Annotated in this window: 7 protein-coding genes and 1 pseudogene; all 8 read left to right on the forward strand. The window is 48.0% G+C overall.

The annotated features are described in order from the left end of the window. Nucleotides 1-3 precede the first annotated feature (3 nt). A pseudogene (gene kdpA / locus CKQ84_RS18335) lies at nt 4-1,664 on the forward strand (potassium-transporting ATPase subunit KdpA). 2 nt (nt 1,665-1,666) lie between these two features. Next, complete coding sequence (gene kdpB, locus CKQ84_RS18340) at nt 1,667-3,685, forward strand: potassium-transporting ATPase subunit KdpB (protein ID WP_105252298.1); 2,019 nt, start codon at nt 1,667-1,669, stop codon at nt 3,683-3,685. A gap of 9 nt (nt 3,686-3,694) precedes the next feature. Then, on the forward strand, nt 3,695-4,294 hold the full coding sequence (kdpC, locus tag CKQ84_RS18345) for a potassium-transporting ATPase subunit KdpC (protein WP_105252299.1): 600 nt from the start codon (nt 3,695-3,697) through the stop codon (nt 4,292-4,294). A 34-nt stretch (nt 4,295-4,328) separates the two neighbouring features. Then, complete coding sequence (locus CKQ84_RS18350) at nt 4,329-5,090, forward strand: TorF family putative porin (protein WP_105252300.1); 762 nt, start codon at nt 4,329-4,331, stop codon at nt 5,088-5,090. Between the two features lie 2 nt (nt 5,091-5,092). After that, nucleotides 5,093-7,753 (forward strand): sensor histidine kinase KdpD, encoded by a 2,661-nt coding sequence (locus CKQ84_RS18355; protein WP_105252301.1) that lies wholly within the window; start codon nt 5,093-5,095, stop codon nt 7,751-7,753. A 49-nt stretch (nt 7,754-7,802) separates the two neighbouring features. After that, nucleotides 7,803-8,486 (forward strand): response regulator, encoded by a 684-nt coding sequence (locus CKQ84_RS18360; RefSeq protein WP_028760150.1) that lies wholly within the window; start codon nt 7,803-7,805, stop codon nt 8,484-8,486. A 301-nt stretch (nt 8,487-8,787) separates the two neighbouring features. Beyond that, on the forward strand, nt 8,788-9,204 hold the full coding sequence (locus CKQ84_RS18365; RefSeq protein WP_028760149.1) for a CBS domain-containing protein: 417 nt from the start codon (nt 8,788-8,790) through the stop codon (nt 9,202-9,204). A gap of 116 nt (nt 9,205-9,320) precedes the next feature. Then, complete coding sequence (hrpA, locus tag CKQ84_RS18370; RefSeq protein WP_105252302.1) at nt 9,321-13,202, forward strand: ATP-dependent RNA helicase HrpA; 3,882 nt, start codon at nt 9,321-9,323, stop codon at nt 13,200-13,202. Nucleotides 13,203-13,412: the final 210 nt, after the last annotated feature.

Genomic DNA, 13,412 nt, shown 5'->3' on the forward strand with positions numbered 1-13,412 from the left:
TATATGACAGGGGTTTTCTCTGGTCAGTCCCATTTTTCAGATCGTTTATTTAATCCCATTGAAAAGTGGATTTATCGGGCTATAGGCGTAAATGCCCATTCGGGGATGACATGGAAATCCTATGGTGCGGCGTTTCTTATCAGCAACTTGGTACTTGGCATTTTGGCGTTTCTTATCCTTAAATTCCAACATGTGCTACCACTTAACCCCGATGGTATAGGACCATTATCTTGGGATCTGGCTTTGCACACTGCGGTGTCATTCCTCACCAATACCAATCAACAGCACTATTCCGGGCAGGCTCAGCTCAGTTATTTATCCCAAGGATTTGTCATTGTCACGCTGCAATTTGTTACTCCAGCCATGGCGCTGGCGGTTTGTGTGGCGATTTTGCGGGGAATGTTAGGCGGATTGAATAATGACAGCGCCAAAGAGGGCGAGGCTCGAAATCTGGGTAACTATTATGTTGACTTAGTGCGCGGTGTGCTCAGACTTATGCTGCCATTAGCGGCTATTGTGGCGCTGTTACTGACTTGGCAAGGCGTACCGAGTAGTTTTGACGGTGCGCAAAAAGTAAACACCTTAGATTCTGCATCACCTATCACTGAGCAGGTCGTTCCGATCGGCCCGTTGCTTCTATGGTGGCCATCAAGCAGTTAGGCACTAATGGCGGGGGCTGGTATGGCCCCAACAGTAGTAACCCTCTTGAAAACCCAACGCCAGTCAGTAATGCAATCGAGACCATTGCCTTAGTGCTGATCCCTATGGCCGTCGTCTTTATGGCTGGCGGAATGCTAAGACGCAAAAAATTTACCTTGATGGCTCTGGTTGCTATGGGTTTATTGAGCGTCAGTTTTCTTGGGGCAACTGTGTACAGCGAGTTGCAACCCAACGCCGCCTTTGCGGGATTAAGCGCCCAAGGGCCTAATATGGAGGGTAAAGAAGTTCGCTTTGGACCTGAGCTTTCGGCGCTATGGGCTTCTTTTACCACACAAACCTCTAACGGTTCGGTCAATGCCATGCACGATTCATTCAATCCAATCGGGGGATTGATGACGCGATCAGGCATGTTACTTAATGCGATATGGGGCGGTATTGGCTGCGGTTTTGTTAACTTTATCGTTTATGTGTGGATTGCTGTTTTCTTATCGGGATTGATGATTGGCCGTACGCCAGAGATATTTGGTCGTAAGCTCGAAACCCGTGAAATCACCCTTTTGGGAAGTCTATTAGTTTTACCTACCTTGTGCGTCTTAGGTTTGACGGCGATCACTGTGGCTATCCCGAGTATTACGGGCAACAGCAACCCCGGCTTTCATGGAATTTCGCAAGTCTTTTACGAATATACCTCCGCTTTTGCTAATAACGGTTCGGGTTTTGAAGGTTTAGGTGATAACACGCCTTGGTGGAATATCAGCTGCGTTATCGCCTTACTGCTTGGTCGATATCTGCCGCTGTTTTTACCGCTGGCGATTGCGGGGATGATGTCGACTAAAAGAGTGAGCCCCGACAGTAACGCGAGCTTGAAGCTCGAGAGTCCCACCTTTTGTTTCACCCTTATTGCTGTGATTTTAATCATTAACTTCTTGTCTTTCTTACCTGCGGCGGTATTAGGCCCTATTGGCGAAGCTTTAGAACTTGCCACTATGAGTCTGGAGAAATAGTCATGCATAAACCTGCTCAAATATTAGATAGCGCTGGCGTGAAGCAAGCTGCCTTTGGTGCTGTAAAGAAAATGTCCTTAGTGAGTATGGCTGGTAACCCTGTGATGTTCGTGGTGATGGTCGGCGCTTTACTTGCCGCTTTGATCACTGGACAAAAGTTCTTCAATGGCGAGACTGTTGGTTTTGAGTTAGCCACGACCCTTATTCTTTTGCTTACCGTGTGGTTTTCTAACTTTGCGGAATCCGTGGCAGAGGCAAGGGGTCGTGGACAAGCGGCCAGCTTAAAGTCGGCGAAAGAGGCCTTGCAGGCTCGGCGCATACGCCACGGTGAGTTGGAATCAGTATCCGCAACTTTGCTTGTCAAAGGCGATAAGGTGAGGGTTTTACAGGGTGATTATATTCCTGCCGATGGTGAAATCATCGAAGGGATAGCCACTATCAACGAATCGGCGATTACCGGTGAATCTGCGGCTGTGCTGCGTGAAGCGGGCACAGATCATTCCGGTGTGATTGGCGGCACTAAGGTACTTACGGGTGAAATTACCGTGCTGGTTGCCAACGATCCTGGGAATAGCTTTTTAGATCGTATGATAGGGCTGGTCGAAGGGGCGAAGCGTCAGAAAACACCGAACGAAACGGCGTTGACTGTGCTACTTGCATCATTGACTGCGGTTTTCCTCATCGTGGTGGTGACTTTGCCACCCATGGCGGGTTTCGTCGGTGCAAGCCTTGATTACACTATGTTAATTGCGCTGTTAGTGTGTTTGATCCCAACGACGATTGGTGGCCTGTTACCTGCCATTGGTATTGCAGGCATGAACCGCGCCTTAGCCGCCAATGTGGTCGCTAAATCGGGTAAAGCCGTGGAAGTTGCGGGGGATATCGATACGTTACTGCTGGATAAAACTGGCACTATCACTTTCGGTGATCGTCAAGCGACCGCATTTTTACCCGTGAAAGGCATTGCAGCTGAGATGTTGCGTGATGCGGCGGTGCTGTCTTCCCTCGATGACCCCACCCCTGAAGGGAAATCTGTACTCAAATTGGCCATAGATTTGGGCGCGGTGTTGCCCGTCAAACCTACGGATGCGACTTTTATCCCTTTTACGCCGGAGACTCGGGTTTCTGGGGTGATTTTAACCGATGGTATTCAAGGCATTAAAGGCGCTGGCGATGCGATGCAGTTTTGGGCGCAGCAGCATCAAATTCACTGGCCTGAATCAGTTAACGCGCTTATCCGCAAAGTGGCTTTGCAGGGGGGGACTCCTTTAGTCGCCGCCAGTGGCACGCACATTTTAGGGGTTATAGCCTTAAGTGACGTGATTAAGCCAGGCGTTGCGGAGCGGTTTGCCCGTTTAAGAGCGCTCGGTGTGCGGACCATCATGGTGACAGGGGATAATCCGCTAACGGCTGGCGTGATTGCCGCCGAAGCAGGGGTCGATGATTTTGTCGCTGAAGCTAAACCTGAGGATAAACTTGCCCTTATTCGCGCAGAGCAGGCCAAAGGTCGATTAGTGGCTATGGTGGGGGATGGCACTAACGATGCGCCGGCATTAGCGCAGGCCGATGTAGGTCTTGCGATGAACTCAGGTACCCAAGCCGCTAAAGAAGCTGGCAATATGGTGGATTTGGATTCTGACCCCACTAAATTACTGGCTATCGTTGAAGTCGGAAAACAATTGCTGATCACCCGCGGCGCCTTGACTACATTTTCTCTCTCTAATGATGTGGCTAAGTATTTTGCCATTATTCCAGCGGTATTTGCGGGGGCTTTGCCTGCGATTGGTGCACTGGATCTGATGCAGCTTCACAGCCCAACCTCAGCCGTACTCGCAGCGCTCGTATTTAACGCTCTTATCATTCCCGCCTTAATTCCATTGGCATTAAAAGGCATCAAGCTCAGACCCATAAGTGCAGAAAAATTACTGCGAAATAACATGCTGATTTATGGCTTAGGTGGGGTGATTTTACCCTTTGTCGGCATTAAAACACTCGACTCAATCATTGCCCTTATGCTCTAGGAGACTGTAATGAATTCAATCGTATATACCACTAAAACCCAGCATGCCGTTATGGGATTGAGAGCCAGTCTCGCCCTGTTATTTGTGTGTGGCGTTGTCTATACCGGCACAGTGACTCAGCTCGGTGGCGCTTTATTTCCCGTACAAGCTAAGGGCAGTGTGATCAACAGGGATAATGTTGCTATGGGTTCTGAGTTCATCGCTCAGCCCTTTGTTAATCCGGCCTATTTTTTTAGTCGGCCGAGCGCTGTCGGTTACGATCCTATGGCGACAGGTGGTAGTAACCTTGCGCCGAGTAACCCGGCGTTACGTGAACGTGTGATGGCAACGAGCCAAGAAATCCAAGCCAGAGAATCCGTTCAGGCCGCTGATATTCCTGTGGATTTACTCGCCACATCGGGGGCGGGACTGGATCCTCATATTTCACCCGCAGCAGCCAAACTGCAAGTCGCGCGTGTGGCTCAGGCTCGACAGTTAGCCGAACCACAAGTGTTGACCTTAGTGGCGCAATTTATCGAACCACCGCAGTGGGGCATTTTTGGGCAAGCGCGCGTCAATGTGCTCAAGCTTAACCTCGCTCTCGACCAGATTGCTAAACACGCTCAATAAAACAATATTCTACTGAATTTAAGGATAAATTTTTATGTTACCGATTAAGTCAGCTCCTTGTTCGCGCCTCTGTGCGAGTGTGATCATGGCATTATCTTCACTCTCTATGGGCGCGCTTGCCAGCACTGAGACTCATGGGGGCAATGCCTCTTGGCAGAGTCAAGGGAGTGTGATGCTCATAAGTGATTATGCGTTTCGCGGTATTTCTCAAACTGATGAAGGACCTGCAGTTCAAGCAGGGTATAGCTTAAGCCATGATTCTGGCTGGTATGGCTCGCTTTGGGGCAGTAACATCGAATTTGGGGATGGAAGTTTAGAACTCGACTTGTCCGCTGGCTGGGCTAAAGATTGGGATAATGGCTTAACAACGGACCTAGGCGTGATACGTTACCAATACTCGCAGGACGATACCGACCTGAGTTATAACGAAATTTATGCTGTGGTAAGCTACGCCGATGCTAAGTTAGGGCTGGTTTATTCTCCTGATTATTTTGGCGAGAATGTGGACGATTTTCAGTATGTTTATGCCAGTTATGAGCCGCAGCTGTTCTCTAATGTAAGTCTAGTACTGCATCTTGGGAGCAATTTTTTTGCTTCTCAGCAAGATATGGCACTGTTTTTAGGTTCTATGGCCGCAAGCAATAGCCACTATTTAGATTGGCGAGTTGGGCTGAACCTCAATATGACTGAGCAGGATGTGTTGAGTGTCGGTTATGTCGATACGGATTTATCGCAGAGTCAGTGCCAGTCCCTGTGTGATGCGCGCTGGATAGTGAGTCTTTCAAGGAGTTTCTAATCGTGGTACCAATCAGTCAAACACAGCAAGCCAATGCGCTCTTAAGTCAGATACAGCAAAATGATAAAGGTAAACTGACGGTTTTTCTTGGGGCGGCACCAGGCGTGGGCAAGACCTATGCAATGCTCAGTGCGGCAAGGGAAATGGCCCAGCAAGGTGTCGATTTGCTGGTTGGACTGGTGGAAACCCATGGGCGTGCCGATACCGAGGCTATGGTAGCGGGTTTTGAGGTATTGGCACGTAAACCCATTGATTATCATCATAATCGTTTAACGGAATTCGATTTGGATGCGGCGCTGCTTCGTCGGCCTAAGCTTATCTTAGTCGATGAGTTGGCCCACACGAATGTCCCCGGTAGTCGCCATAAACGGCGCTATCAAGACGTCGCAGAATTATTGGCTGCGGGCATTGATGTCTATACCACAGTCAATATCCAACATTTGGTCAGTTTGAATGATCTGGTGTTGCAAATTACTCAAGTGCGGGTACGGGAAACAGTCCCCGATCGCTTCCTTGATGAAGCCCATGAAATTATATTTGTCGATTTACCGCCATCAACACTCATCGAACGCTTACAGCAAGGCAAAGTTTATCTGCCAGAGTATGCTCGCTCGGCTTTAGATGCTTTTTTTTCGGTCTCGAATTTGACTGCACTGCGCGAATTAGCAATGAAAAAAGTCATAGAGCGAGTCGATGCCAAGCTGATTTGCGAGCTAGATGCTAAGGCTCTCGGCACAGAGTTTGTACTCAAAGACAGATTGTTGGTTTTAGTGAGCAACAGCAGTGATCATCAATACTTGATCCGCATAGGCCGACAGATTGCCGAGCGGCGGCAAATTCCTTGGTTAGTGCTTTGGGTCGATACCGGCAAAGCGCTGGGCCTTTATCAGCGGAAAAGGCTAAATGAGGCCTTTGCCTTAGCGAAGGAACTTGGCGCGCAGACCGAAGTATTACGCGACACGAGCAGTTATCAGGCCATTTTACCTTACATAGCCCTGCATCGAATTAACACAGTATTAGTCGGCGCGGGTGTGAAACGCACCTATCCTTGGTGGCGTAAAAGACTGTATCAACGCTTGATTGAGTCTGGTTTACCTGTTGAGGTGAGTGTCTATCACGCACCCGAAAACCAAATGCAAGTACGAGATCCTATTACGCCTAAAGCCAGTTTTGGTGATCTTCGAGGCCATATTCTTGGGCTGATTGGCGTGGTGGTTATTTTTCCGCTGGTGGCATTTTTAGATACTTGGCTCAGTAATGGCAATCTGGTGTTGTTATATGTTTTCTTGATTGTCAGCATTGGTTTAACCTATGGCGCTAGGCCTGCCATGGCAACTGCGGTGTGGTCTTTTTTCAGCTTTAATTTTTTTCTTACTGATCCCAAATTTACTATGAATGTAAATAGTCAGGATGATATTGCCACTTTAATTTTTTTGATGTGTATAGGGCTTATCAGTGGCCCTGCGGCATCTCGGATCAGAAATCAGTTTATTTTACTGCGTGAGTCAAATCGTTATGCTGAAACCTTAAAAGATGTTGCCCAAGAATTATCGGTCGCCGATGATGAAAAAGCCCTTTGGCAAACGATAGGGCGCAAGATTGCTGGTTCAGTGAATGCCGATTGTTATATTGTTTTGCAGCGTAAAGATGGTCAGCGATCCTATTTACCGCTGCTGAATACGCCATTTAACGACCTTGATTTAGCCGCAATCGATTGGACCTTGCGCCATGGGCAAGCGGCGGGGCGTTTGAGCGATACCTTGAGCGCATCGGGTGTGAGTGTGTTCCCCATTGAACTAGAAGGTACGACGATTGGCGCGGCGATTTTAGATTGGCAACCTACGGTCAATGAACTCAGTCCGTTTGATAGAGAGCTTATTTTGGCCATGTTACAGCAAGGCGCTAATACATGGCGGCGTATTCAGTTAGTGTCAGATCTTGAATCGGCACGGGTGAAAACAGAAATTGAGCAGTTACGTTCGGCATTATTATCATCAGTATCTCACGATCTAAAATCACCACTCTCAGCCATGATGGGGGCGGCGGAGAGCTTAAAATTATTGAATAAACAATTGCTAGAGGCTGACCGCAACGAGCTACTTGATACTATTTTGCAAGAAAGCCGTCGCTTGGACAGCTATATCCAAAATCTACTCGATATGACACGCCTGGGTCATGGCACTTTGAGCATAGAGCGTGATTGGGTTTCGGCAGATGACATTATTGGCAGCGTACTTGGCAGGCTTAAACGCTATTTCCCTAATGCAATCGTTGAATATCACAGAGAAAAAGAACCCCCACTCCTCTTTGTGCATGCGGCGCTGATTGAACAAGGATTATTTAACATTCTAGAGAATGCCGTTCGATTTTCACCACCAGAAGAGCCTATTTGTATTGAATTAACCATTTCTAATCACCGTTGCTGTATTGCCATTGAAGACAGAGGGCCGGGGATTCCCGCCAGTCATAGGGATCAAATTTTCGATATGTTTTATGTGGTTGCCGATGGCGATCAGAAAAAACAGAATACAGGTATGGGGCTGGCTATTTGTAAAGGCATGATAGCTGCACACGGCGGTAGTGTTCGCGTTACCGATTGCCTACAGGGGCAAGGCACTCGTTTTGAAGTTGAATTGCCGTTAGACTATCCCGTTCCTGGCTAATCATTTTTAGCCAAAATATCCTTAATAAACCACAGAATGGACTAGAGACGTGGCAATAAAAATCGTGGTTATCGATGATGAGACCCAAATACGCCGCATGCTGCGGATTGCACTCACCAGTGAGGGCTATGACGTTACCGAAGCTGAAAATGGTCAGCAAGGGCTCGCAGCTGTTGCTCGACAGCAACCTGAATTAGTCATTTTGGATTTAGGCTTGCCGGATATGGAAGGCCATCAAGTGCTACAGGAGTTACGGGGATGGTCCGATGTTGCTGTGATTGTATTGTCGGTTCGCAATCAAGATAAAGAAAAAGTCGCAGCATTAGATGCTGGCGCGCAGGATTATGTGACCAAACCCTTTAGTGTGGAAGAGTTACTGGCAAGGGTGCGGGCGATTTTAAGGGACCATATCAAACCTGAAAAATTACCCATATTAGATGACGGCAAGTTACAGATTGATTTAAGTCGCAGGCTGGTTAAAGTTGATCATCAAATTGTCGAACTCACACCCAAGGAATACGCAGTATTGTCTAAATTGGCGTCGTCACCTAACTGCGTTGTCACTCAGACTCAGTTGCTCAAAGAAATTTGGGGACCCGCTCATACAGAAGACACACATTATCTACGAATTGTGGTCAGTCACTTAAGGCAAAAATTAGGCGACTCCCCGAGTGAACCTCAGTATGTGCGGACTGAGCCCGGTGTAGGCTATCGCTTTTATATCGACTTATAACTTGTATCAATAGCGAATTAAAACGCGTTGGAATGACAAGTAAAATGATCACCGAAGACGGATGGCATTACCTGCCATCATTGAAGCTCAATCGGATACTTGCCTGATTTCAGTTTGTAGCGTTCGCTTCAGTTAACTCTAAGTCGCTCTTTCTGGCTGCCTTTGTTGACGCTATTTTTGTCCTGTTAGCTCTTGTTGACATAGGGTTTATGCACTAGATAAGCCCAATCGATATAAATCGCACATTCTTGCCGATATTTTGACTAGACTACAAACGTAGGGTTAATTCGAGGGAAAGACTATGGACTTAATTAAAATCCGCGACCATATGGATCGTCAGCCCGTGTTGCTGCGCGCTAATATGTCGCTCGCGACTGCGGTCGAAAAGTTGTTAGATAATAATAAAATGGGCGCAGCAGTGGTTGATGATACGGGCGATTTGGTGGGCTTTTTATCCCAGCAGGATTGTTTGGCTGTGATGATTAAAAGTAGCTATCACTGTGATATGACCTCAGTGGTGAAGGATTGCATGCGCACTGAAGTGCTGTTCGTTGGGCCAGATGACAGTATTTTGCAGCTCGCCGAACAAATGCTAGGGCCTAAACCTAAAGTGTATCCAGTGGTTGAACATGGCAAAGTAATTGGCACGATTAATCGCACCAATGTGCTCAAAGCCATGAATATCTATATGCAACAATGTTATCTGTCACCGGTTTAATCTAAGTCGAGCCAGTGCGAAACTGACACGCCATATACTGAGTGCAGAGTAAATTAGCAATACCATTACGCCACTTTCCTTGCTAGGATCGCCGTTTTTGATGCTAGCAATGGAATTTGGATTTGAACTCAGACAAACATCCGCTATCGAACGCCTTTCTTAATCTTTGTTATCAGAGCGACGCGTCGCGGATCCGTCGTCGTTTATTTAAGCTCAATAAAGAAGCCGACTCAGATAAAAAGACCCAAGTCTTAGCTCAGCTGAGCGAGCAAGCGCAGGCGGCGTTTGAGAAGGTTGAGCAGCGCCGTAACGCTCGCCCTAAAATCCACTATCCTGAAAACCTGCCTGTTTCCTTGATGCGCGATGATATTGCACGCGCGATTGCGGGCAATCAAGTGGTGATCATCGCCGGTGAAACGGGCTCGGGCAAAACAACCCAGTTACCTAAAATCTGTTTGGAATTAGGCCTAGGTTGCCGTGGCATGATAGGCCACACCCAGCCACGACGTTTAGCAGCCCGCAGTGTGGCGAGCCGAGTCGCAGAAGAATTACAAAGTCCGCTCGGTGAAGTGGTTGGCTTTAAAGTGCGTTTTGCCGATGCGCTTAAGAGTGACTCTTATATCAAGTTGATGACCGACGGTATTTTACTGGCGGAATTGACCTCCGATCGCAATCTCGATCAATACGATACCATCATCATAGATGAGGCCCACGAGCGCAGCCTCAATATCGATTTTATTCTGGGCTACCTTAAACAGATCCTTAAAAGACGCCCCGATCTCAAAGTCATCATCACGTCGGCGACCATAGATGTTGAGCGTTTTTCTCAGCATTTCAACAATGCACCTATTATCGAAGTGTCGGGCCGTACCTTTCCGGTCGAAACCCGTTATCGTCCATTGGTGCAAGATAGCGATGCCGATTTAGATCAAATCGAAGGCATTTTTGCCGCGGTCGATGAGCTGGTGGCCGAAGGGCTGGGCGACATTCTGATCTTTATGAACGGCGAGCGGGAAATTCGCGATACGGCCGAGCAATTGAGTCGGCGTAATTACCGCGATACCGAAATTTTGCCGTTGTACGCGCGTTTATCTTACGGTGAGCAGTCTAAAGTTTTCAGTAGTCACAGAGGTCGGCGGATTGTATTAGCGACCAACGTGGCGGAAACCTCGCTGACTGTGCCGGGCATTCGCTACGTTATTGATCCAGGTACGGCGCGCATTAGCCGCTATAGCTATCGGACTAAGGTGCAACGCTTACCGATTGAACCTATCTCGCAGGCGAGCGCCAATCAACGTCAAGGCCGTTGTGGACGTGTAGGGCCGGGTATTTGTATTCGTTTGTACGATGAGGCGGATTTTAATAATCGTCCGGCGTTTACCGATCCTGAAATCTTGCGCACTAACTTGGCTTCGGTCATTTTGCAGATGCTCGCCATCGGCCTAGGTGATATCGCCGGTTTCCCCTTTATCGAGCCACCGGATCCACGCCATATCCGCGATGGTTTCCTGTTGCTCGAAGAATTACAAGCGGTTGAGAGTAAACACGGCAAGCTAGTATTGACGCCACTTGGGCGTAATTTGGCGCAAATTCCTGTGGACCCGCGTTTGGCGCGTATGGTGGTCGAGAGTCAGCAGTTAGGTTGTTTGAACGAAGTGCTAGTGATTGCCGCGGGCTTATCGATTCAAGATCCCCGCGAACGTCCGATGGAGAAGAAGCAAGCCAGTGATGAAGCCCATCGCCGTTTTGCTGATCCCAGTTCCGATTTCGTCAGCTGGATAAACCTGTGGCAGCATTTAAAAGATCAACAAAAAGAGTTATCTGCTAGTCAGTTCCGTAAAAAGTGCCGCGATGAATATTTAGCCTATTTGCGCGTTCGCGAGTGGCAGGATTTATACGCCCAGCTTAAGCAAGCCGTACACGATTTAAAGTGGCGCCTAAACGATACACCAGCCAATTACGACAGCTTGCACCGTGCGCTCTTATCGGGCTTATTGAGCCATGTGGGTTTTAAAGATAACAATAACGAGTACTTAGGTGCGCGTAATCGTAAATTCTTTGTATTCCCAGGTTCGCCACTGGCCAAAAAAGGCCCTAAGTGGATCATGGCGGCTGAGCTTACCGAAACCTCACGCTTATTTGCTCGCTGCTGCGCCAAAATCGAACCCGAATGGCTAGAGCCCTTAGCGGCGCATTTGATCAAGAAAAGCTATGTTGAGCCCCATTTTGAGGCAAAACCTGGCAGCGTTATCGCCCTTGAGAATCAAGTGCTCTACGGCTTGACGGTTGTGCACCGCCGCAAAGTGCAATACGGCCCCATCGATCCCGTTGAAGCGCGTGAGATTTTTATCCGCAGCGCTTTGGCTGAAGGGCAGTTACAGACCCAAGAAGCGTTTTTTGTCGCTAACCAAAAGCTGCTCGAAGACATTGAATCCCTCGAGCATAAATCCCGTCGCCGCGATATTTTGGTGGACGAGCAAGTGTTGGTGGACTTTTACGAGCCGCGGATCCCGGAAGGGATTTACAACGCCCAGCTGTTTTTTGGCTGGTGGAAGAAGGCAAAGCGCGAGCAACCGGATTTACTCGATTTCAGCAAAGCACTGTTAATGCAGCGCAATGCCGACCATATTTCGACCTTGGATTTCCCCGATACGTGGCACAAGGGCAATTTGCGCCTGCAGCTGAGTTATCACTTTGAACCTGCGGCGGCGGATGATGGTGTGTCGGTTCACATACCGGTGGCGCTGCTTAATCAAATCGACGATAGCGATTTTGATTGGCTAGTGGCAGGGCTAAGGGAAGAAAAGTGCATCGCGCTGATCAAATCTTTGCCTAAGAGTTTACGACGTAACTTTGTGCCCGCGCCTGACTATGCCCGCGCTTGTGTGCAGGCCATGGTGCCTTTTAGTGCCAGTTTGCTTGAGGCCATGTGCAAGCAATTATTGCGCATGAGTGGCACGCGTATATCGCCGGAAGATTTTGATTTAACGCAACTGCCCGCGCATTTGCAGATGAACTTTAAAATCGAAGACGATAAAAACAACTTAGTGGCTGAAGGTCGGGTGCTCGATACCTTAAAAGCCGAGTTACAAGGCGTTGTGGCTAAGGCCATTCGTCAGGTGGCGGATAAAGGTATAGAGCAAGAAGCGTTAACTGAGTGGTCCTTTGGCGATTTGCCGCAGCAATATCAGCAGCAAAAAGGCAATTACCAAGTGCGGGCGTTTCCGGCGCTGATCGATAAAAAAGACAGTGTTGCGATCAAATTATTTGATGATGAATTTGAGGCCTTAGATGCCCATCGCCAAGGTTTGCGACGGTTATTGCTGTTAAACATTCCATCACCAGTGAAACACTTACAGCAAGCTTTGCCGAATAAGGCGAAATTGGCGATGTATTTCAATCCCTTCGGTCAAGTACAAATCTTGATTGATGACATAATTGCCGCCGCTGTGCAGCAATTATTGGATGAAAAAGCCCTCGATGTGCGTAATCAAGCCCAATTTGAGCAGGCAAAGGACTGGGTTCGCCAAGAACTCAACCCGACCGCCGAGCAAATTGCATTGAAGGTTGAGCAGATTTTGACCTTGTATCAGAGCATTAAAAAGCGTCTTAAGGGTAAAATTAGCTTAGATATTGCCTTTGCTATGAGTGATATTCAAAGCCAATTAGACAAATTAGTGTTTAAAGGGTTTGTCGAATCCTGTGGTTGGAATCGTTTAGCTGATGTGGCGCGTTACTTAAAAGCGATTGAAATCCGTGTCGAGAAGTTGCCCGTTGATCCGACCCGTGACCGTTTGCATATGCAGAGCATCAACAAGGTTCAAGAAGCTTTAATCGCACAACTGGCTAAAGTACCGCGTTCTATGCCGACACCACCTGCGTTAATCGAGGCGCGCTGGATGATTGAAGAGTACCGTGTCTCTTGTTTTGCGCAGGTGTTAGGCACGGCGTATCCGATATCTGAAAAGCGCATTTTGAATCATATTCAACAGGTTTAATAGACTGATTTAAAGGTCGAGCTGAGCGCCTTTGTCCGATTGATGTAACAATAACGCGATCAAGAAATGACTAAACAAACCGAGAAAACTAACCATTTTCTCGGTTTTTTATTTTCCCTATGCTTACTCTGCTCACGCGATATACCTCCAGTGATGCGCCATGAAATGAGCGCTTTTTCTGGGTGGCAGCGATGCTTTTATGCCGAATAT

The sequence above is a fragment of the Shewanella sp. WE21 genome (genome assembly GCF_002966515.1).
Taxonomy (GTDB): Bacteria; Pseudomonadota; Gammaproteobacteria; order Enterobacterales; family Shewanellaceae; genus Shewanella; species Shewanella oncorhynchi.

Coding starts and splice junctions, on each gene's coding strand:
- kdpB (WP_105252298.1), top strand. CDS start 1,667: ATGCATAAACCTGCTCAAATATTAGATAGCGCTGGCGTGAAGCAAGCT.
- CKQ84_RS18350 (WP_105252300.1), top strand. CDS start 4,329: ATGTTACCGATTAAGTCAGCTCCTTGTTCGCGCCTCTGTGCGAGTGTG.
- CKQ84_RS18365 (WP_028760149.1), top strand. CDS start 8,788: ATGGACTTAATTAAAATCCGCGACCATATGGATCGTCAGCCCGTGTTG.
- kdpC (WP_105252299.1), top strand. CDS start 3,695: ATGAATTCAATCGTATATACCACTAAAACCCAGCATGCCGTTATGGGA.